Genomic DNA, 20,519 nt, shown 5'->3' with positions numbered 1-20,519 from the left:
CCATTGTGTGGTGCCGGCGGATCACGGGGCCAGCCACGCCTCCGTGTACGTGTCGATCTCGGCGGCGATCCGGGCCTTGCCCGCCGGATCGAGGAAGGACGCCTCCACCGCGTTCTTGGCGAGGGCGGCGATGCCGCGCTCGTCCAGGCCGAGGAGGCGGGCCGCGACGGCGTACTCGTTGTTCAGGTCGGTGCCGAACATCGGCGGGTCGTCGGAGTTGATCGTCACGAGCACACCGGCGTCCACGAACTGCTTGACCGGGTGCTCGTCCAGGGTGCGCACCGCGCGCGTGGCGATGTTCGAGGTCGGGCAGACCTCCAGCGGGACGCGGTGCTCGGCGAGGTGGGCGAGGAGCTTCGGGTCCTGCGCGGAGGTGGTGCCGTGGCCGATGCGCTCGGCGCCCAGGTGGACCAGGGCGTCCCAGACGGTCTGGGGCCCGGTCGTCTCGCCCGCGTGCGGCACGGAGCGCAGGCCGGCCGCGATGGCCCGGTCGAAGTAGGGCTTGAACTGCGGACGCGGGACACCGATCTCGGGGCCGCCGAGCCCGAACGAGACCAGCCCCTCCGGGCGCAGCTTCTCGTCGGTGGCGAGCCGCAGGGTCTCCTCGGCCGCCGCGAGACCGGCCTCGCCGGGGATGTCGAAGCACCAGCGCAGCACGGTGCCGAACTCCGCCTCGGCGGCCTTGCGGGCGTCCTCGACGGCGTCCATGAAGGCGCGGTCGTCGATGCCGCGACGGACGGAGGAGTACGGGGTGATGGTCAGCTCGGCGTAGCGCACGTTCTGCCGGGCCATGTCGCGGGCCACCTCGTAGGTGAGCAGGCGGACGTCCTCCGGGGTGCGGATCAGGTCCACGACCGAGAGGTAGACCTGCACGAAGTGCGCGAAGTCGGTGAACGTGAAGTAGTCGGCGAGCGCCTCGGGGTCGGTCGGCACGGCGGAGTCCGGGTGCCGGGCGGCCAGCTCGGAGACGATGCGGGGGGAGGCCGAGCCGACGTGGTGCACGTGCAGCTCCGCCTTGGGCAGTCCTGCGATGAAGGCGTGCGGGTCTTCGGCTGTCGCGGCTGCGGGCTGCTGCTGCTCGGTCACGGTTTCCTCCCCAGGAACGGACTTGATCGGCTGATCGGGTGGGTCGGGATCATCGTAGGCGGCGATGGGCCCGGGGGATGCGGGGGCCGTAGCATGACGGAACGTAGGGAAGGGGTGACCCGTCATGTCCGCGAAGTCCGAGGACGACGCCGTGCCCGGCGCGGGCGGCGCGGGGGCGCCGGAGGAGCGCGATCCGTGGGCACCGCCGCCGGAGGACGCGGCGCCGCGGAAGAAGCGGGGACCGTCGTCGCCCTACGGCCAACCGCCCTACGGCCAGTCGCCCCGCGGCCAGTGGCCCTACGGCCAGTGGCCCTACGGCCAGCCGGTCCCCGGTCAGTGGGCGCACGGTCAGCCGGTCCAGGGCCAGTCGCGCTACGGTCAGCCGCCCCCCGGTGAGCCGGTCCACGGTCAGTCGGTCCCCGGTCAGTGGGCGCACGGTGAGCCGGTCCAGGGCCAGTCGCGCTACGGTCAGCCGGCCCCCGGTGAGCCGGTCCAAGGCCAGTCGCCCCACGATCACTGGGCACACGGTCGGTGGACGTCCATCCCGATGCCGGAAGCGGCCCCGCAGGCGGCAGACGCCCACCTCTTCGCGGCACCCGGAGAACCGGTGCCGCCGCCGCCGATCTCGCCGGACGGGCCGGGCCAGCCGCAGCCGCCGTACGGGTACCCGGGACCCATGGGCCACCCGGTCGGTCAGGGCGGGCCCGGATACGGCTGGCCCGCCATGCCGGGGGCGCCCGCGAACGGCATGGGGGTCGCCGCACTGGTCCTCGGCGTCATCGCGACCGTCGTCTTCTGCCTGGGGCCGCTGCCCATCGTGCTCGGCGTCCTCGCGGTGATCTTCGGCGCGGTGGGACGCGGGAGGGCGCGGCGGGGCGAGGCGACGAACGGGGGCCAGGCCCTCGCCGGGATCATCTGCGGTGCGGTCGGCATCGTGCTGGGCGCGGCCCTGCTGGTGGTCCTCATCGTGGTGCCGGACGAGGACATGGACGCGAGGTTTCCGTCGGACGACACGGACCGTTCCGCCGTGTCGGTCGTCGGGCCTTAGCCGGCGTCCCGGGCGCGGCACCGGCTCAACCCCCGTACGTGGCCTCGGACTCGTCGAGCACGGCGGCGAAGTCCGCGGCCAGCCGGGTGGCGTCCGCCGTCCCCAGCGCGGCCGTGGTGACGCGCACGGCGGTGGGCGCGGCGATGCGGAAGCGCGCCCCCGCGGCCACCCACCACCCCCGCGAGCGCAGCCCGTTGACGACCGCGGACTCGTCCCGCACGGGCACCCATACGTTCATCCCGCTCGCCCCCCGCGCCGTGATCCCGCGTCGCGCGAGCTCACGGATCAGCGCTTCGCGCCGCTCCGCGTAGGCGCGCTCGGCCCGGCCCACCACCTCGCGCGCCGCGGGGTCGGTCATCGTCCGCCGGACCGTCTCCTGCAGTACGTGACTGACCCACCCCGAGGTGAGCAGCATCCGCCCCTCGTGCCTGGCCAGTGTGGTGGCGTCGCACGCGAGGGCCGCCCACCGCAGGTCGATGCCCAGGTGCTTGGAGACGGTGCGCACCTGCGCCCAGCGCGCGAGTCCGCCGGTCGCCAGCGAGTGCGGGGCCACCCCCGCCACCTCGGCGTTGTGGTCGTCCTCGACGACGAGCACGTCCGGGTGACCGCCGAGGACGTCGAGCAGCGCTTCGCGCCGCGCCGCGGTGAAGTGGCCGCCCGTCGGATTCTGCCCCCGCGGGCTGCACACCAGGGCCCTGGCGCCCGCCCGCAGCGCCCGGCGGAGCGGTTCCGGCCTGATGCCCTCGTCGTCCACGGCCACCGGCACCATGCGAAGGCCGAGCGCCGGTACGAGGTCGAGGAGATGGTGGAAGCCCGGGTCCTCCACGGCCACCGCGTCGCCCGGCTTCAGCTCCACCGACAGGAGCCGGGCCATGCAGTCCAGCGCTCCGTGGGCGAAGGTCACCCGCTCCTCGGGCACTCCGTCCCGCGCGAACCACTCCCGGGCCACTTCCTCCAGCTCCGCGAGGCGCGGCGCCGCGCGGTGCGAACCGCTCACCGGTTCCACCCGGGCAGGCGGCGCCAGGACCGGCAGCAGAGCGGAGTCCGGATGTCCGCCCGCCAGGTCGCGCACCCCCCGCGGTGCTCTGGGCGGTCTGCGGGTCCCGACCGCCGGGGCGCGTGCCACGACCGTGCCACCCCGGCCGCGTGTCACCACGATGCCGCGCTGCCGCAGTTCCTTGTAGGCCGTCGCCACCGTGCCGGCGCTCACCCCGAGTTCGTCGGCGAGCCGACGCACCGGAGGCAGCGCGGCGCCCGGCGCCAACCCACCGTCGGCCACGGCCTGTTCGACCGACGCGGTAATGCCCTTGGCGGTCGACCCACTGATCGAATATTGTGCTGCCACAGAAGCAAGTATGTACCGATACAAAACGCTGGGTCAAGGGGGATGGGTGAGCCTCGCTCGTCGACGGTCCGCGCTGTACGCACGCATACCGGGGGGTGCCGACGGCCGCCGCATGCTCTGGATCGCTCTGATCAACAAGGCGGGGACCGGTCTGTGGATGGGGGCGGCCGCTCTCTACTTCACCCTGGTCACCGGTCTGTCCGTCGCGGAGGTCGGCACGCTCCTGGGTGTCTCGGGCGCCGCCGGCATCGCGGGCGCGCCGCTCGCGGGCCACCTCGCCGACCGCTTCCCGGTCACCCGTGTCATCATCGGCGCCCAACTCCAGCAAGCCGTCGCGCTGCTGGCCCTGCTGACCACGGACCATTTCGCGCTGCTCCTGCTGTACTCGGCCGTCAACAGCCTCGCCGACCGCGGCGCCAACGTGCTCACCAAGCTGTACGCCGCCCGCGTCGCGGGCCCGGACCGCACCACGTACCAGGCCGTGCAGCGCACCGTCTCCAACGCAGGCTGGGCCATCGGCGGTCTCGCCGGCGCGCTCGCGCTCGCCCTCGGCAGCACCCACGCCTACCAGGCACTGCTCGTCGGCAACGTGCTCAGCTTCCTCGTCGCCGCGGCCCTCACCCTGCGCTGCGGCGAGCCGCCTTCACCGTCCCGCCTGATCACCGACTCCACGGCCACCACACCGGTCACCCCGCCGTCCAACCCCTGGCGCGACCGCTCCTACCTGCTCTTCACGGTGACCGAGGCGGCCCTCTTCTTGGACGACGCGGTGCTCCAGGTCGGCATCCCCCTGTGGATCGTCCACGCCACCGACGCCCCGCACGGTCTCGCGCCACTCCTCATGGTGCTCAACTGCGTACTGGTCGTCTGCTGCCAGGTACCGCTGTCCCGGTTCGGCAGCACCCCCGACCGGGCCCGCGCACTCCTGGTCCCCCTGGCGGCCTGCTTCGTCGTCGGATGTGCCGCCCTGACCGTCTCCACGCTCGGCGGCACCTGGCTCGCCGTCGCCGCCCTCACGGTCGCGGCGACCGCGCTCACCTTCGCGGAGATACTCCACGCCATCGCCTCCTGGGAGTTGTCGATCGCCCTCGCCCCCGACGACGCCCAGGGTGCCTACCTCGGGGTGCACGGCCTGTCCTCGTCGGCCCAGCGCAGCGGCGGGCCGCTCCTGGTCACCGCCGTGATCGCGGCGGGCCCGCTCGCCTGGCCGGTCCTCGGTGCGGGTGTGATCGTGACGGTGACGGCGCAGCGCCGTCTCGTACAGAAGCGGCTGACCCGGCCGGCCCGACAGGGCTCCGCCGTGGCAGGCGCCCCCGCGGTCGGCGAGGCCGCGGCGCCCCGAAGCACCTGAGGCGCCCCGCCGGTCAGAGGCGGGACCGCGCCTCCATCAGCGCGAAGCCCAGCAGGTTGGGGCCCTGCCACTTCTCGGGGTCCTCCACGCGCGGGTCGTCCGCGGCCAGCCCCACGCCCCAGACCCGGTCCAGGGGGCTCGCCTCCACCAGGACCCGCGATCCCGTCCCCAGCAGGAAGTCCCGCAGCGCCGGATCCGAGGAGAACTTGTGGACGGTGCCCTCGACCACGATCCGGAACCGCTCGCGCGTCCACGTCGCCTCGTCGAAGCCCTGCACGAGCCGCCCCGCCGTCTTCGCCTCAGCGGGGGTCCGCGCCGCGAGGGCGGCCCGCTCCGCGTCCGGGTCGCCGAAGAGGCGGGCCTTGGCCGCCATCATCCAGTGCTCGGCGGTCGCGTACCGCACGCCGTCCACGGTGAAGGGCGAGGGCCACCACTGGCTGAGGCAGCTCGCGCCGAGCGAACCGTCCCGTCTCGGCGTATGTCCCCAAAAGTGCAGGTACTTCACTTTCTCGCCCGCGCGCACCGCGCCGACCAGCGCTTTCACCGAGCGGATCGACTCGATTCCCGTCATGCACGCGAGTCTGGCACGCACCACGGACACTCCGTCCCGGGTTTTCCGGGACGACTCGACACCTGGTCGACAGATTCCGTCGCGTAACCAAAAGGCAACAACGGAATCACTTGTTGGACCACTACTGCTCTGTCAGGATCGGCACTCAAATCGATCTGGAGCTACGTCGACCCCGGCGGGACGGGGCGGGCGGCGGAGGAGAGCGTCATGCACAACTTCCAGGCGCGGGACCACTTCGCGGACGGCGCGCAGTACATCGCCGGCCGGCCGGCCAAGGGCACGTCCGGCCGGACCCACACCGTCGTGGACCCCGCCACGGGCGACGACGTCCACACGTACGAACTCGCCGGGCGCGACGACGTGGACGCCGCCGTCGCCGCCGCGGCCGAGGCGTTCCCCGGCTGGGCCGGCGCCACCCCGGGCGAGCGCTCCGACGCCCTGCACCGCTTCGCCGGCGTCCTGGCCGATCGCGCCGAGCAGTTCGCGCAGGCCGAGTCGTTGCAGTGCGGCAAGCCGATCAAGCTGAGCCGGGAGTTCGACGTCCCGGGGACGGTCGACAACACCGCCTTCTTCGCGGGCGCGGCCCGGCATCTCCAGGGCCAGTCGGCCGGCGAGTACACCGGGGACCACACCTCCTACGTACGCCGGGAGCCCATCGGCGTCGTCGGGTCCATCGCGCCCTGGAACTACCCGCTCCAGATGGCCGCCTGGAAGGTCCTGCCGGCCATCGCGGCCGGCAACACCATCGTCCTGAAGCCCGCTGAGCTGACGCCCTTCACCTCGCTGCTCTTCGCGCAGGCCGCCACGGAGGCCGGTATCCCGGACGGTGTCGTCAACGTCGTCTCGGGCGCGGGCCGGGACGCCGGTGAGCACCTCGTGGGGCATCCGGACGTCGCGATGACCTCCTTCACCGGGTCCACCGGCGTCGGCAAGCGCGTCGCGGAGATCGCCACCGCCACCGTCAAGCGGCTGCACCTGGAACTCGGCGGCAAGGCGCCCTTCGTGGTGTTCGACGACGCCGACCTCGAAGCCGCCGTGCACGGCGCGGTCGCCGGGGCGCTCATCAACTCCGGCCAGGACTGCACGGCCGCCACGCGCGCGTACGTCCAACGCCCGCTCCACGACGCCTTCGTGCAGGGTGTCGCCGACCTCATGCAGAGTGTGCGGCTCGGCGACCCGTTCGACCCGAGCACCGACATGGGACCGCTCATCTCCCACGCGCACCGCGACCGTGTCGCGGGGTTCGTCGAGCGCGCCCGCTCCTACGCGCGCGTGGTGACCGGCGGCGAGGCGCTCACGCACCCGGGCGCCTACTACCGGCCCACCCTCGTCACGGACGCGGCGCAGGACAGCGAGATCGTGCAGTCCGAGATCTTCGGGCCGGTGCTGGTCGTGCTGCCCTTCGACAGCGACGACGAGGGCATCCGGCTCGCCAACGACACCCCCTACGGTCTGGCCGCCTCCGCCTGGAGCCGCGACGTGTTCCGCGCGAACCGCGCCACCCGGGAGATCAAGGCCGGGTGCGTCTGGGTCAACGACCACATCCCGATCCTCAGCGAGATGCCGCACGGCGGCTACAAGGCGTCCGGCTACGGCAAGGACATGTCCGCGTACTCGTTCGAGGAGTACACGCAGGTCAAGCACGTCATGTTCGACAACACCGCGGTCGTCCGCAAGGACTGGCACCGCACGATCTTCGGGGACCGCTAGTCACGTAGCCACGTCATTACAGGCCGCCCGACCAGCGGCCGCCTGATTCCCGAAAGGGCAACCACGCGCATGGAGCAGAACCAGCCCGACAGCCTCTCCCCGGCCCAGTGGGCCGCCATGCGGCGCAGTCTGCGAAACGGCAGAGGGTCCTTGACCCGCCGTTCCCTGCTGCGCGCCTCCACGGGCGGCGCGCTCGCCTTCGGAGGTCTCGGGGCGCTGAGCGCCTGCGGGATCCCCGCGGCGGGCAAGAGGCAGGGCGAGGTCTCATCCGACGACCACTCGGCCCGGGAGAAGCAGATCACCTTCTCCAACTGGACCGAGTACATGGACGTCGACGACAAGGACGAGAACCGGCGGCCCACCCTGGAGGCGTTCACCAAACGCACCGGGATCACGGTCAAGTACACCGAGGACATCAACGACAACGTCGAGTTCTTCGGGAAGGTCAAGCCGCAGCTCGCCGCGGGCCAGGAGACCGGCCGCGACCTCATCTGCGTCACGGACTGGCTCGCCGCCCGGCTCATCCGGTTCGGGTGGGTCCAGAAACTGGACCCCGCGAACCTGCCGCACGCATACGCGAACCTCTCCAGCCAGTTCCGCACCCCCGACTGGGACCCGGGCCGCGCCTACTCGTATCCCTGGACCGGCATCTCCACCGTCATCGCCTACAACAAGAAGGCGACCGGCGGAAAGAAGATCACCTCGGTGGCGCAGCTGCTGGAGGACCCCAAGCTGCGCGGGCGCGTCGGATTCCTCTCCGAGATGCGCGACACCGTCGGCATGACACTGCTCGACATGGGCAAGGACCCCGCCGACTTCTCCGACGACGACTTCGACGCGGCCATCGCCCGCCTCCAGAAGGCCGTCGACAAGAAGCAGATCCGCCGCTTCACCGGCAACGACTACACCTCGGACCTCGCCAAGGGCGACATGGCCGCCTGTCTCGGCTGGGCCGGCGACGTCGTACAGCTCCAGGCGGACAACCCGGACATCGGCTTCCACATCCCGGACCAGGGCTACATCACGTCCACGGACAACCTGCTCGTCCCGAACAAGGCGCGCCACAAGAAGAACGCCGAGCGGTTCATCGACTACTACTACGAGCCCGAACCGGCGGCCCGCCTCGCCGCCTACATCAACTACGTGTGCCCGGTGGACGGGGTGCGGGACTCCCTCGCGAGGATCGACAAGGACGCGGCGTCGAACCCGTTGATCCTTCCCGACAAGGAGATGAAGGAGAAGTCCCGGGCGTTCCGGTCGCTGACTTCCAAGGAAGAGACCGCGTACGAGGAGAAGTTCGCGAAGCTCACCGGCGTCTAGGTGCGGTGCCGCTGCGCTGGGCTTGACGGTTTGCACCTGCGGGCCCGTTGTGGCTGGTCGCGCCCCGTGGCGGAGCCACAAATGTCACAGCCCCGCGCCCCTGACGGGGCGCCTCTGTTCCCCCTCGATTCCCCTGGACCCATCATGACGACTGCTCAAGAACACGGCGGCGATGTCCGTCTCACCGGGATCAGCAAGACGTACGGCTCCTTCACCGCCGTACATCCACTCGACCTCACCGTGCCGCAGGGCTCCTTCTTCGCGCTGCTCGGCGCCTCGGGCTGCGGCAAGACCACCACGCTGCGCATGATCGCCGGCCTGGAGGAGCCCAGCTCCGGCACCGTCCACCTCGGCGAGCAGGACGTCACGGCCCTGCCACCGTACAAGCGGCCCGTGAACACGGTCTTCCAGTCCTACGCGCTCTTCCCGCACCTGGACATCTTCGAGAACGTCGCCTTCGGCCTGCGCCGCCGCGGCATCAAGTCCGTGAAGAAGCAGGTCGGCGAGATGCTCGACCTCGTCCAGCTCGGCGAACAGGCCCGCAAGAAGCCGCACCAGCTCTCCGGCGGCCAGCAGCAGCGCGTCGCCGTCGCCCGCGCGCTGATCAACCACCCCAAGGTGCTCCTGCTCGACGAGCCGCTCGGCGCCCTCGACCTCAAGCTGCGCCGCCAGATGCAGCTGGAGCTCAAGCGCATCCAGACCGAGGTCGGCATCACCTTCGTCCACGTCACGCATGACCAGGAGGAGGCCATGACCATGGCCGACACCGTCGCCGTGATGAACGGCGGCCGCGTCGAGCAGCTCGGCGCCCCCGCCGACCTCTACGAGAACCCGCGCACCACCTTCGTCGCCAACTTCCTCGGCACCTCCAACTTCATCGGGGCCGAGGTGACGGCGAAGAGCGGCGACGACCTGATCCTCAAGGCGGGCGACTGCACGCTGACGCTGCCCGCCGCCCGATGTAGCGGCCCCACCGCCACCGGCAGCCGGATCCTGGTCGGCGTACGGCCCGAGAAGATCTCCCTGACGCACGCCGACGACGCGGGGCAGATCCCCGCCGGCCGCAACCGCGTCACCGGACGCATCGCCGACAGCAGCTTCATCGGCGTCTCCACGCAGTACGTCATCGACAGCCCGGCCTGCGACTCCTTCGAGGTGTACGCGCAGAACATCGAGCGGGACGGCCGCCTCACCCCGGGCGCCGAGGTCGTCCTGCACTGGAACCCCGCGCACACCTTCGGCCTGGACGCCGCCCAGGACATCGAGGCCGGTGCCGCGAAGGTCGAGGAGGACGCCTCCGCATGACCACCGCCCCCACCGAAGCGCCCCCGGCGAAAGACCCCGAAGCTCCGGGGTCCGCGCCGCGCAAGCCCCGCAGGCGCGGCCGCCTCGTCCCCTACTGGCTGCTGCTCCCCGGCATCCTCTGGCTGGTCGTCTTCTTCGCGCTGCCGCTGGTCTACCAGGCCTCCACGTCCGTGCAGACCGGCTCGCTCGAAGACGGCTTCAAGGTCACCTGGCACTTCGCCACCTACTGGGACGCCCTCACCGAGTACTGGCCGCAGTTCCTGCGCTCGGTGCTCTACGCCGGCGCCGCCACGGTCCTGTGCCTGCTGCTCGGCTATCCGCTCGCCTACCTCATCGCGTTCCGCGCGGGCCGCTGGCGCAACATCATCCTCGTCCTGGTCATCGCGCCGTTCTTCACCAGCTTCCTCATCCGCACGCTGGCGTGGAAGACGATCCTCGCGGACGGCGGCCCCCTGGTGGGCGCCCTCAACTCCCTGCACGTCCTGGACGTCACGAGCTGGCTGGGCGTCACCTCCGGCGACCGGGTCCTCGCCACCCCGCTCGCGGTGATCTGCGGCCTCACGTACAACTTCCTGCCGTTCATGATCCTGCCGCTCTACACCTCGCTGGAGCGCATCGACGGACGGCTGCACGAGGCCGCCGGCGACCTCTACGCCAGACCGTCCACGACCTTCCGCAAGGTGACGTTCCCGCTCTCCATGCCCGGCGTCGTCTCCGGAACGCTGCTCACCTTCATCCCGGCCGCGGGCGACTACGTCAACGCGGACCTGCTCGGCTCGACCGACACCCGCATGGTCGGCAATGTCATCCAGACGCAGTTCCTGCGCATCCTGGACTATCCGACGGCAGCCGCCCTGTCCTTCATCCTCATGGCCGCCATTCTTCTCATGGTGACCTTCTACATCCGCAAGTCCGGAACGGAGGACCTGGTCTGATGGCTGTTCTCGGTTGGCTGCGGCGCAACCTCGTCGTCATCGCGGGCCTGTGCACGCTCGCCTATCTGCTCCTGCCGAACGTCGTCGTCACCGTGTTCTCCTTCAACAAGCCGAAGGGGCGCTTCAATTACTCCTGGAAGGAGTTCTCCACCGACGCCTGGAAAGACCCGTGCGGCGTCGCCGACATGTGCGGCTCGCTCAGCCTGAGCCTGCAGATCGCCACCTGGGCGACGATCGGCGCCACCGTGCTCGGCACGATGATCGCCTTCGCCCTGGTGCGCTACCGCTTCCGGGCGCGCGGCGCCATCAACTCGCTGATCTTCCTGCCGATGGCGATGCCCGAGGTCGTCATGGCCGCCTCGCTGCTCACGCTCTTCCTCAACATGGGCGCGCAGCTCGGCTTCTGGACCGTCCTCATCGCCCACATCATGTTCTGCCTCAGCTTCGTGGTGACCGCCGTCAAGGCGCGCGTCATGTCGATGGACCCCCGCCTGGAACAGGCCGCCCAGGACCTCTACGCCGGTCCCGTGCAGACCTTCCTGCGGGTCACGCTGCCCATCGCCGCCCCGGGCATCGCGGCGGGCGCGCTGCTCGCCTTCGCGCTCTCCTTCGACGATTTCATCATCACGAATTTCAACGCGGGCTCGACCGTGACCTTCCCCATGTTCGTCTGGGGATCGGCACAGCGGGGCACACCCGTTCAGATCAATGTGATCGGTACGGCGATGTTCCTCGTCGCGGTGCTGCTCGTACTCGCCGGAATGCTGGCCGGCAAGCGCCGCAACAAGCAGTCCCAGTAGTCCCGGTAAGAAGTCCCGGTAAGAAATCTCATCACCCCCGCAATTTCTGAAGGAGTGGAAATCATGGCCCCAAGCGCCATGACCCGCTGGACCAAGTCCCTCTCCGACGCCCAGCCCGTCTCGTACTGGCTGGACGACCCCGGCAGGCCCGCCCCCGAGCCCGCCCTCACCGGCGACGACCGGTGCGACCTGCTCGTCGTCGGCGGCGGCTACAGCGGCCTGTGGACCGCGCTCAACGCCAAGGAGCGCGATCCGCGCCGCGAGGTCGTCCTCGTCGAGGGCCGCGAGGCGGGCTGGGCCGCCTCCGGCCGCAACGGCGGCTTCTGCGCCGCCTCCCTCACGCACGGCATCGCCAACGGCCTGGCCCGCTGGCCCGGCGAGATCGAGAAGCTGGAAGAGCTGGGCGCCCGCAACCTCGACGCGATCGAGGCGGCCGTCAAGCGCTACTCCATCGACTGCGACTTCGAACGCACCGGTGAGATCGACGTCGCCACCGCGCCGCACCAGGTGGCCGAACTGCGCGAGATGTACGACGAGATGGCCGCCCACGGCCTGGCCGGCGGCTGCGAACTCCTCGACGCGGACGCCGTGCGCGAGCAGGTCGACTCACCGACGTTCCTCGGCGGCCTGTGGGACCGCGACGGCGTCGCCATGCTGCATCCGGCGAAGCTGGCCTGGGGTCTGAAGCGGGCCTGCCTGGAGAAGGGCGTACGCGTCTACGAGCACACGCCCGCCCTCGAACTGGCCCGGGCGGGCGCCGGGATGGCGGTCCGCACGCCGTACGGCAGGGTCTTCGCCCGCCAGGTCGCGCTCGCCACGAACATCTTCCCCTCGCTGGTCAGGCGGATCCGCGCGTACACCGTCCCGGTCTACGACTACGCGCTGATGACCGAGCCGCTGACCGGCGAGCAGCTGGCCGCGATCGGCTGGCGCAACCGGCAGGGGCTCGGCGACAGCGCGAACCAGTTCCACTACTTCCGGCTCTCCGCCGACAACCGCGTCCTGTGGGGCGGTTACGACGCGATCTACCCGTACGGCGGGAAGGTGCGCGCCGAGTACGACGACCGGCCCGAGACGTACGCGAAGCTCGCCGAGCACTTCTTCACCTGCTTCCCCCAGCTGGAGGGGGTCCGCTTCACGCACGCCTGGGGCGGCGCGATCGACACCTGCTCGCGGTTCTCCGCGTTCTTCGGCACGGCGCACCAGGGGCGCGTCGCCTACGCGGCCGGGTACACGGGCCTCGGTGTCGGGGCCACCCGGTTCGGCGCCGACGTGATGCTGGACCTGCTCTCCGGCGAGCAGACCGAGCGCACGAGCCTGGAGATGGTCCGCACCAAGCCGCTGCCGTTCCCGCCCGAGCCGTTCGCCTGGACCGGTGTCGCGCTGACCAAGTGGTCGCTGGCCCGCTCCGACGCCAACGGCGGCAAGCGCAACCTCTGGCTCAAGACGATGGACAAGCTGGGACTCGGCTTCGACAGCTGAACCGGCGTACGCCGGGGGGATCACCGCGCGCCGCCGCGCTACCGGCACGTAGGCGAACTCGCGTAATGATCCGCCCCGGGGCCTCTCTCTCCTGTGACACGCACCGTTGTCGTACAGGAAAGGGAGGTCCCGCCATGACTGGCTCGGGTGGCTCGGGAACGAGGGCGGCGGTCGAATGGCTGGTGTCGGTGGCACCGGATCCGGACGCCTGCCGCTGGGAATGGGAGCGCAACCCCCTCGGCGTCGCGCTGCTGCCCGCCGGGCGCCGCTGGGACGTGCTGATCCTGCCCGGCGACCTCGGCCACCCCACGCTGGACGTGCTGAGCCGCTGCGTGGACCGCCCCGGGCCGGTGCTCACCGACTTCGGGGACGGGCGCACGGGCTTCTTCGTCCCGGCCGGCACGGCGGCCCGCTGGCTCGGCACGGGAGTGCGCGGCGCGGGGCACGGCACCTGGATCGTCGTGCCCTACCCGGGCCGCGCCGCGAGCGGCGTCCGCTGGCTGATCGCCCCCGACGGCTCGGGCACCCTGACGGACCCCGCGCTGCTCGAACTGGCGATGCACGAGGCGGCCGCGGGCCTCACCCAGGGGGCCCGGGATCAGGAGTGGTGAGCCTTTGCGACCGCCCCACCGCCACCGCCACGACCTGGAGCAGCACCCCGCACAGCAGCCACGAGCCCACCACGTCCAGCGGCCAGTGGTACCCGCGCCGCACGAGACCGAAGCCGACGGCGACGTTCAGCGCCGCACAGCCGATGAGCAGGGCGACGCGCCCGTACGAAGAGCGCGGCAGCGGCAGCAGGAGCAGCGCCGCCGCCCCATAGGCGACGGCGGCCGTCGCCGTGTGGCCCGAGGGGTAGAAGCCGTCGTGGCCGGACATGCCGGGCGGGCCGGGCCGGCCGACGGCCGCCTTGAGCGGGACGACGAGCGCGGGCACCGCGGCCAGGGCGACGGCGCAGGCCGTGCCGGGCAGCCACCAGCGGGGCACGCCGGCGCGACGGCCGCGCCAGGTCACCAGGGGGAGGACGGCGAGGAGGACCGGCACGGCGACACTCGCGTTGCCGAGGTCGGCGAAGAACTCCGCGACGCCCTCGGGGAAACCGCAGCCCGCGACGGCCCGCCCCACGCGCTCGTCGGCGCGGCGCAGCGGCCCGCCGGCCACGACCTGCCAGGTGCACAGCGCGAAGAGCAGCGAGCCGAGAGCCGGCACGAGGAAAAGGGGCGACCGCCCCGGAACAGGGGGGGAGGTTCCGGGGCGGCCGGGAGGACCGGGGTGCCGCGCGCCCCGGGGGGTGTGGGGCGTGCGGCCGTCCGATCGGTGAGGAGTTCCGGAGCCAGGGGCGCCGGGTGTGTGCGCGAAGGCACGACCGGGACGGGGCCGGGAAGGCTCCGCCCTGGTGTCGCCCACCGTCCCCTGTGGGCGGGGTGTCTCTCTCATCTGCGGAAAACCGTACGGCAGACGGTGGCGGGCCGACAGGCACCTCGGCAACCCGTCATGGGGCCCGCACACCTTCTTCACACGCCCCGACGCTCGCCCGGACGCTCGCCGGACTCAGACGCCGGCGAAGGCGCCCTCGATGATGTCCAGGCCCTCGTTCAGCAGGTCGTCGCCGATGACCAGCGGCGGCAGGAAGCGCAGCACGTTGCCGTAGGTGCCGCAGGTCAGGACCAGCAGGCCCTCCGCGTGGCAGGCCTTGGCCAGGGCGGCGGTCGCCTCCGGGTCGGGCTCCTTGGTCGCGCGGTCCTTGACCAGCTCGATGGCGATCATCGCGCCGCGGCCGCGGACGTCACCGATGACGTCGAACTTCTCGGCCATCGCGGTGAGGCGGGCCTTCATGGTGGCCTCGATGTTCTTCGCCTTGGCGTTGAGGTCGAGCTCCTTCATCGTCTCGATGGCGCCGAGCGCACCGGCGCAGGCCACCGGGTTGCCGCCGTAGGTGCCGCCGAGGCCGCCCGCGTGCGGGGCGTCCATGATCTCGGCGCGGCCGGTCACGGCGGCGAGCGGCAGACCGCCCGCGATGCCCTTGGCGGTGGTGATCAGGTCGGGGACGATGCCCTCGTCCTCGCAGGCGAACCACTGGCCGGTGCGGCAGAAGCCGGACTGGATCTCGTCGGCCACGAAGACGATGCCGTTGTCGTTCGCGAACTTCACGATGGCGGGCAGGAAGCCCTTCGCGGGCTCGATGAAGCCGCCCTCGCCGAGCACCGGCTCGATGATGATCGCGGCGACGTTCTCCGCGCCGACCTGCTTGGTGATCTGGTCGATGGCCTGCTTGGCGGCCTCGGGGCCGGCGTTCTCGGCGCCGGTCGGCCAGCGGTAGCCGTAGGCGACCGGGACGCGGTAGACCTCGGGGGCGAACGGGCCGAAGCCGTGCTTGTACGGCATGTTCTTGGCGGTCAGCGCCATCGTGAGGTTCGTACGGCCGTGGTAGCCGTGGTCGAAGACGACGACGGCCTGCCGCTTGGTGTACGCACGGGCGATCTTGACGGCGTTCTCGACGGCCTCGGCGCCGGAGTTGAACAGCGCCGACTTCTTCTCGTGGTCGCCCGGCGTCAGCTCGGCGAGCGCCTCGGCGACGGCCACGTACCCCTCGTACGGCGTGACCATGAAACAGGTGTGCGTGAAGTCCTGGAGCTGGGCGGAGGCGCGGCGCACCACGGCCTCGGCGGAGGCGCCCACGGACGTCACGGCGATGCCGGAGCCGAAGTCGATCAACCGGTTGCCGTCGACGTCCTCGATGATGCCGCCGTCCGCGCGAGCGGTGAAGACGGGCAGCACGGAGCCCACACCACCGGCGACCACGGCGGCACGGCGGGCCTGCAGCTCCTGCGACTTCGGGCCGGGGATGGCGGTGACGACGCGGCGCTCCTGCGGGATGGTGCTCATGCGGGGCTCCTGTATTTCTCGGGTTGGACGGCTGCGCCGGCGCCGGGCCAGCGCCGGTCGACGGGGTTGCCTGGTTCGACGGGGTTTCTCGCAGGTTAGGGGTGGGACGGGCGGCCGGTCATGCTCCATCGGGGTGGGGTCGGCCGGCAGGGTTGTCCGACTTGGACACAAGGGGCCGTCCGGCCGCCCGGAGGGACCGGGCGCGTAACCGGTGAACTCCCCACCCGCTGGCACTAGATTGAGCCCGGATCGACGGACGGACCGGCAGGTCAGGGGGCAACGGCCATGGACACCGAGGGCACGCACGGGGCACGCGACGGGCAGCGGGCCGCACCGGCACCGCGCCCGGCGCCACCGGCGCCCCCCGCCGCGCCGCCGATGCCCCGGCGGCCGCCCGGCGACGACCGGCCCGCCACCGTCGCCGACTGGCTCGCCGCCCCCCGCCCCGAGGCCGCCCCGGGCATCTGGCGCTACCGCCACCGGCCCCCCGCACCCGAGGCCGAGAGCGAGGGCGCCGACCGGCGCCTGGTCGTCGGCATGGTGATCTCCACCCTGCTCGGACTGCTGTTCTGGTCGCTGTGGCGGCAGGGGAGCATCCCCTACCAGTGGGCCCTGCTGAAGCTGTTCACCCCGGGGGAGTGGTGGTGGATCGGCAGCACCCAGCCCAAGGTGTGGCAGGGCACGGACGCCCGGATCGTCTACGACGGGGTGGTCTTCGGGGCGCTGGTGTACGCCGTGGGACGGCTCGGCGCCTGGCCCGACTCGATCCGCCACTTCGTGGTGCGGCGCCCGCAACCGTCCCGCGCCGTGCTCGCCTCCGTCGCCGCGGTGGGCGCCCTGATCTTCGTCTGGCCGAGCGCCCTCGGCCTGGACATGCGGCCGCTGCCCGTCGCCGACCCCGTCTTCTCCCTGGTCGCGCTGGTCACAGGCGGCTACGAAGTCTTCGCCTCACCCGTGGTCATCGACGCCCTGTACGGCCTGATCACGCTCGCCGTGCTGTGGCCCTTCGCCCGGATCGGCGGCTGGTGGCAGGCGGTCCGCGAGGCCAGGAGCGCCGGCGCGCGCCGTCCCGCCGCCCCGCCCCGCCCCCCCGCCGCCCCCGCGCACGCCCACTGGCCCGAACTGCGCGCGGCCGGCCAGGACAAGGCCGCGGACCTGCTCTGCGGCGAACTGCTCGCCGGGCGCATGACCGACGTCGACTGCGCCCGCCTCGCCCACGCCTGGCGCACGGCCGCCCCCGACCCGACCGCCCTCGCCGGGTTCGTCGACACGGTCGCGAGGAGCGGCGCCGCCGCCTGGGTCCACCCCTCGGGCCAGCGCGACCTGCCGGCCCGCACCGCCGTCCACGACCTGCTCACCGGCCAGGTCAGGATCGGCCGCTTCGCGAAGGACGAACGCAACCCCCACGCCGTACGCGACGCGGGCGCGGCCCTCGACCGGAGAGTGCTCGCCACCTCGCTGCTCGCCGTGGGCCCCTCCGGCGCCGGCAAGACCGGCCGGCTCATGCGGCCCGTCGCCGAGTCGCTCGCCCTCGGCGCCCTCACCGGACAGTGCGCGGTCGTCGTGGTGTGCGCGGCGGGCACCCGGCTCGGCGCCGACGAGACGTACGACGTCGTGGTCAAACCCGGCGCCCCGGCGTCCGTCCACGACATCGACCTGTACGCGGACTGCGCCGACGCGGACGAGGCCGCCTCCTTCCTCGCCGAGGGCCTGGTCGGCGACCTCGAAGCCGTCGACACGCGGCGCGCCGCCACCACCCTCGCCCAGCTGCTCGGCCCCTACCGCGCCCTGCACGGCCGTTTCCCCTCCGTACCCGTGCTGCGGGAACTGCTCGAAGGGGACCGAGCCGCGCTCACCGCCCTCCAGGCGGGCCTCGCCGCGGGGGAACACGCCGCCATGCGCCGTGAGCTGGACGCCCGCATCCGCCAGTCCGGTTCCCCCAACGACCCGGGCCCCGCGCTCGCCGACCGGCTCGCCCTGCTCGACCGGCCCGCGTTCGCCGACTTCTTCGACCCCGGCGGCGACGGGCACCCCTTCTCCATGCGGGCCCTCGCCCACCATCCGCTGCGCGTGCGGGTGGACCTGCCCGAACACGGCCACGAGGAGGCCTCGCGGCTGCTGGCACGCCTGCTGCTCGCCCAGTTCACCTACGTGGCGCGCGGCCGCGCCCGACGTACGCACTTCGTCGGACTGATCCTCGACGACGCCTCGCGCACGCTCACCGCCGAGAGCGTGCGCGCCATCCAGCGGCTGCGCTCGCTGAACGCCGGCGTCGTGCTGGGCCTGCGCACCATAGGAGAGGTGCCGGAGGCGCTCCAGGGGCCGCTGTACGCGGCGGTCGGCTGCCGGATGGCCTTCTCCGGAGTGACGACGTGGGACGGGCGCCGGTTCACCGAGGCCTGGGGCACCGAATGGATCGAGACCAAGGAAGTCGCGCAGCACACCGTCTTCGCCGACCAGCCGATGACACGGGCGCTGCACTCGCTGCGCAAGCTCGTCACCGGCAAGGCGGTGACCACGGACGCGGTCACCGTACGCAAGATCGAGCGGGAGCGCTGGTCCGCCTCCGACCTCGCCCACGCGCTGCCGCCCGGCCACGCCGTGCTCTCGCTCACCACCGTGGACGGCGAGCACGCGCCGCCGCTGCTCGTGGATCTGCGGAGCGGGACGGCGTCCGGCCAGAACGGGTGAGGACGGGTGCGGACGGGTGCGGACGGCGGGCTTCCGTCTTGTCCCCACCGTACGGTGAGGCAGAATCGACACAGGTCGTTCATACGGACCGGCCAAAAGATCCACCCCACCGCCGCAGACCTGAAGGTCCCATGCCGCCCACGCTCGCCTCGCTCGTCCACCACTCCGCGCTCAAGCTGACCGTGCGTGCGGGCGAGGAGCGCCTGGACACCCCCGTGCGCTGGGCGCACGCGAGCGAGCTCGCCGATCCGGTGCCCTACATGGAGGGCGGCGAGCTGCTCCTGATCACCGCGCTCAAGCTGGACGCGGAGGACCCCCAGGCCATGCGGCGCTACGTGAAACGGCTCGCGGGCGCCGGCGTCGTCGGCCTCGGCTTCGCCGTCGGCGTCCACTACCCGGACATCCCCAAGGCCCTCCTGGACGCCGCCACCGAGGCGAACCTGCCGCTCATCGAGGTGCCCCGGCGCACCCCGTTCCTCGCCATCAGCAAGGCCGTCTCCGCCGCCATCGCCGAGGAGCAGTACCGCGCGGTCACCGCCGGCTTCTCCGCCCAGCGCGAGCTGACCAAGCAGGCGCTCAGCGACGGCCCCGAGGGCCTGCTGCTCGCGCTCGCCGGACAGGTGGACGGCTGGGCCGCGCTCTACGACGCCTCGGGCGCCGTCGTCGCCACCGCCCCGGAGTGGGCCGCGCGCCGCGCCGCCCGCCTCACCGCCGACGTCGAGCGCCTCCGGGAGCGGCCCGCGCCCGCCAGTTCGGTCGTCGCCGGCGCCGAGGACCGTATCGAGCTGCACTCGCTGGGCACCGGCCGCAGACCACGGGCCGCCCTCGCCGTCGGCACGGCATCGACCCTCGGCACCGCCGAGCGCTACGCCGTGCACTCCGCCATCGCGCTGCTCACCCTGACCACCGAGCGCTCCCGCTCCCTGCACGCCGCCGAGCAGCGCATCGGTGCCGCCGTGCTGCGCATGCTGCTCGCGGGGGAGCCCGACCACGCGCGGACCGTCGCGGGCGAGCTCTACGGAAGCCTCCTGGACGCCCCCTTCCGGCTCGTCGTCGCCGAGGTGGCCTCCGCCTCGGCGGCCCGGGTGCGGGCGGGCGCGGGCGCCGCACCCGGCGAGGGCGCCGAGAGCGGCACTGCTCCGGCGCAGGCCGCCGCCCCCGCCTCGGCCTCCGCCGCGGTCCTCGCCGTGGCGGGCGACGCGTCGGGCGGCGGAGATCCGCTCGCCGCGCTCGTCGACGTCGTCGACGCCGCCGCCGCCCGCTCCGGCGAGGCACTGCTCGTCGTCCCCTACGGCCGGCGGCTGGTGCTGCTGGTCGTGGACGGCGGCGCGGGGGCGCGGGCCTGCGCGCAGTACGCGGCGGCCCTGGAGGCCGGGCGGGGCGCCGCGGGGCGCGAGGCCACGGTGTCCGGCGAGGAGGCCGAGCTGGTGATGGGCCTGTCCGCGCCGGCCGGGCCGATCGCCGCCGCCACCGCCTACAAGCAGGCCGAACAGGCACTGTCCGTCGCCCGCAGGCGCGGGCGGGCGCTCGTCGAGCACGAGGAGCTCGCCGCGGGATCGGTGCTGCCGCTGCTCGCCGACGACGCGGTGCGCGCCTTCGCCGACGGACTGCTCCGGGCCCTGCGCGAGCACGACGCGACGGGCCGCGGCGACCTCGTGGCCTCGCTGCGGGCCTGGCTCTCGCGGCACGGCCAGTGGGACGCGGCGGCGGCGGACCTCGGCGTCCACCGGCACACCCTGCGCTACCGCATGCGCCGGGTCGAGGAGATCCTCGGCCGCTCACTGGACGACCCGGACGTCCGCATGGAGCTGTGGCTCTCGCTGAAGGCGACGTCGACGGGGTCGGACTGACGTAGCGGGGGGGCGGACCAGGGCGGACGGCCCACGGGGCACGCCCCTTCCGCGTACGGAAACCCCCACCCCTGCCAAAGCGGTGCGACGCCCCCCGGCAGTACGCCGAGTCGGACAAACGCCCCGGACTTCCGCTGCC

General features: G+C 72.5%; 16 protein-coding genes. 11 read left to right on the top strand and 5 right to left on the bottom strand.

Translation table 11 applies throughout. The annotated features are described in order from the left end of the window. Positions 1 to 21 precede the first annotated feature (21 nt). Positions 22 to 1,086 carry an adenosine deaminase gene (locus tag ACZ5GP_RS31375; protein ID WP_468754083.1) on the bottom strand — a complete coding sequence of 355 codons (1,065 nt, stop codon included), beginning with the start codon at positions 1,084 to 1,086 and terminating at the stop codon, positions 22 to 24. 124 nt (positions 1,087 to 1,210) lie between these two features. Here ACZ5GP_RS31375 and ACZ5GP_RS31370 point away from each other — a divergent pair, with 124 nt between their 5' ends. Then, positions 1,211 to 2,134: a DUF4190 domain-containing protein gene (locus ACZ5GP_RS31370; RefSeq protein ID WP_468754082.1), complete on the top strand. Its 924-nt coding sequence runs from the start codon at positions 1,211 to 1,213 to the stop codon at positions 2,132 to 2,134. A 25-nt stretch (positions 2,135 to 2,159) separates the two neighbouring features. Here ACZ5GP_RS31370 and ACZ5GP_RS31365 read toward each other — a convergent pair whose 3' ends face one another. Then, positions 2,160 to 3,479 carry an aminotransferase class I/II-fold pyridoxal phosphate-dependent enzyme gene (locus tag ACZ5GP_RS31365; protein WP_468754081.1) on the bottom strand — a complete coding sequence of 440 codons (1,320 nt, stop codon included), beginning with the start codon at positions 3,477 to 3,479 and terminating at the stop codon, positions 2,160 to 2,162. Positions 3,480 to 3,591: 112 nt separating this feature from the next. Here ACZ5GP_RS31365 and ACZ5GP_RS31360 point away from each other — a divergent pair, with 112 nt between their 5' ends. Beyond that, entirely contained in the window at positions 3,592 to 4,830 is a 1,239-nt protein-coding gene (locus tag ACZ5GP_RS31360; RefSeq protein WP_468754080.1) for an MFS transporter, read from the top strand. A gap of 13 nt (positions 4,831 to 4,843) precedes the next feature. Here the strand turns inward: ACZ5GP_RS31360 and ACZ5GP_RS31355 are convergent, their stop codons facing one another. Beyond that, on the bottom strand, positions 4,844 to 5,401 hold the full coding sequence (locus ACZ5GP_RS31355) for an NADAR family protein (protein WP_468754079.1): 558 nt from the start codon (positions 5,399 to 5,401) through the stop codon (positions 4,844 to 4,846). A gap of 207 nt (positions 5,402 to 5,608) precedes the next feature. Here ACZ5GP_RS31355 and ACZ5GP_RS31350 point away from each other — a divergent pair, with 207 nt between their 5' ends. From ACZ5GP_RS31350 to ACZ5GP_RS31320, 7 genes are all read left to right on the top strand, one after another. After that, positions 5,609 to 7,111 carry a gamma-aminobutyraldehyde dehydrogenase gene (locus tag ACZ5GP_RS31350; protein ID WP_468754078.1) on the top strand — a complete coding sequence of 501 codons (1,503 nt, stop codon included), beginning with the start codon at positions 5,609 to 5,611 and terminating at the stop codon, positions 7,109 to 7,111. A gap of 69 nt (positions 7,112 to 7,180) precedes the next feature. Then, positions 7,181 to 8,431: an ABC transporter substrate-binding protein gene (locus ACZ5GP_RS31345; RefSeq protein WP_468754077.1), complete on the top strand. Its 1,251-nt coding sequence runs from the start codon at positions 7,181 to 7,183 to the stop codon at positions 8,429 to 8,431. Positions 8,432 to 8,575: 144 nt separating this feature from the next. After that, a complete protein-coding gene (locus ACZ5GP_RS31340) occupies positions 8,576 to 9,736 on the top strand; it encodes an ABC transporter ATP-binding protein (RefSeq protein WP_468754076.1) in 1,161 nt (386 codons plus the stop codon). Continuing rightward, positions 9,733 to 10,671, top strand: coding sequence for an ABC transporter permease (locus ACZ5GP_RS31335; RefSeq protein WP_468754075.1), 939 nt, complete (start codon positions 9,733 to 9,735; stop codon positions 10,669 to 10,671). Before ACZ5GP_RS31340 ends, ACZ5GP_RS31335 begins: the two co-directional genes overlap by 4 nt. Further along, a complete protein-coding gene (locus tag ACZ5GP_RS31330) occupies positions 10,671 to 11,471 on the top strand; it encodes an ABC transporter permease (RefSeq protein WP_468754074.1) in 801 nt (266 codons plus the stop codon). The genes ACZ5GP_RS31335 and ACZ5GP_RS31330 overlap by 1 nt, the downstream gene beginning before the upstream one ends. Positions 11,472 to 11,534: 63 nt before the next feature. Further along, complete coding sequence (locus tag ACZ5GP_RS31325; protein ID WP_468754073.1) at positions 11,535 to 12,953, top strand: NAD(P)/FAD-dependent oxidoreductase; 1,419 nt, start codon at positions 11,535 to 11,537, stop codon at positions 12,951 to 12,953. 134 nt (positions 12,954 to 13,087) lie between these two features. Then, on the top strand, positions 13,088 to 13,564 hold the full coding sequence (locus ACZ5GP_RS31320; protein ID WP_468754072.1) for a hypothetical protein: 477 nt from the start codon (positions 13,088 to 13,090) through the stop codon (positions 13,562 to 13,564). Here ACZ5GP_RS31320 and ACZ5GP_RS31315 read toward each other — a convergent pair. Together ACZ5GP_RS31315 and gabT are read right to left on the bottom strand one after the other, a co-directional pair. Next, positions 13,533 to 14,162: a phosphatase PAP2 family protein gene (locus ACZ5GP_RS31315; RefSeq protein ID WP_468754071.1), complete on the bottom strand. Its 630-nt coding sequence runs from the start codon at positions 14,160 to 14,162 to the stop codon at positions 13,533 to 13,535. The two genes, ACZ5GP_RS31320 and ACZ5GP_RS31315, sit on opposite strands and share 32 nt — an antisense overlap. Positions 14,163 to 14,504: 342 nt before the next feature. After that, a complete protein-coding gene (gene gabT, locus ACZ5GP_RS31310; RefSeq protein WP_468754070.1) occupies positions 14,505 to 15,839 on the bottom strand; it encodes a 4-aminobutyrate--2-oxoglutarate transaminase in 1,335 nt (444 codons plus the stop codon). A gap of 285 nt (positions 15,840 to 16,124) precedes the next feature. On the opposite strand from gabT, the gene ACZ5GP_RS31305 reads away from it, so the two are divergent. Together ACZ5GP_RS31305 and ACZ5GP_RS31300 are read left to right on the top strand one after the other, a co-directional pair. Continuing rightward, positions 16,125 to 18,530, top strand: a complete 2,406-nt coding sequence (locus ACZ5GP_RS31305; protein WP_468754069.1) for an ATP/GTP-binding protein — start codon at positions 16,125 to 16,127, stop codon at positions 18,528 to 18,530. Between the two features lie 131 nt (positions 18,531 to 18,661). Further along, positions 18,662 to 20,380, top strand: coding sequence for a PucR family transcriptional regulator (locus tag ACZ5GP_RS31300; RefSeq protein WP_468754068.1), 1,719 nt, complete (start codon positions 18,662 to 18,664; stop codon positions 20,378 to 20,380). Positions 20,381 to 20,519: the final 139 nt, after the last annotated feature.

The sequence above is a fragment of the Streptomyces sp. NPDC031466 genome, from assembly GCF_055581265.1.
The sequence above is the reverse complement of the archived record's forward strand: the minus strand, read 5'-3'. Positions and strand labels throughout refer to the sequence as shown.

Coding starts and splice junctions, on each gene's coding strand:
- ACZ5GP_RS31335 (WP_468754075.1), top strand. CDS start 9,733: ATGACCACCGCCCCCACCGAAGCGCCCCCGGCGAAAGACCCCGAAGCT.
- ACZ5GP_RS31305 (WP_468754069.1), top strand. CDS start 16,125: ATGGACACCGAGGGCACGCACGGGGCACGCGACGGGCAGCGGGCCGCA.
- ACZ5GP_RS31325 (WP_468754073.1), top strand. CDS start 11,535: ATGGCCCCAAGCGCCATGACCCGCTGGACCAAGTCCCTCTCCGACGCC.
- ACZ5GP_RS31340 (WP_468754076.1), top strand. CDS start 8,576: ATGACGACTGCTCAAGAACACGGCGGCGATGTCCGTCTCACCGGGATC.
- ACZ5GP_RS31360 (WP_468754080.1), top strand. CDS start 3,592: ATGCTCTGGATCGCTCTGATCAACAAGGCGGGGACCGGTCTGTGGATG.
- ACZ5GP_RS31345 (WP_468754077.1), top strand. CDS start 7,181: ATGGAGCAGAACCAGCCCGACAGCCTCTCCCCGGCCCAGTGGGCCGCC.
- ACZ5GP_RS31320 (WP_468754072.1), top strand. CDS start 13,088: ATGACTGGCTCGGGTGGCTCGGGAACGAGGGCGGCGGTCGAATGGCTG.
- ACZ5GP_RS31330 (WP_468754074.1), top strand. CDS start 10,671: ATGGCTGTTCTCGGTTGGCTGCGGCGCAACCTCGTCGTCATCGCGGGC.
- gabT (WP_468754070.1), bottom strand. CDS start 15,839: ATGAGCACCATCCCGCAGGAGCGCCGCGTCGTCACCGCCATCCCCGGC.
- ACZ5GP_RS31370 (WP_468754082.1), top strand. CDS start 1,211: ATGTCCGCGAAGTCCGAGGACGACGCCGTGCCCGGCGCGGGCGGCGCG.
- ACZ5GP_RS31350 (WP_468754078.1), top strand. CDS start 5,609: ATGCACAACTTCCAGGCGCGGGACCACTTCGCGGACGGCGCGCAGTAC.
- ACZ5GP_RS31300 (WP_468754068.1), top strand. CDS start 18,662: ATGCCGCCCACGCTCGCCTCGCTCGTCCACCACTCCGCGCTCAAGCTG.
- ACZ5GP_RS31355 (WP_468754079.1), bottom strand. CDS start 5,401: ATGACGGGAATCGAGTCGATCCGCTCGGTGAAAGCGCTGGTCGGCGCG.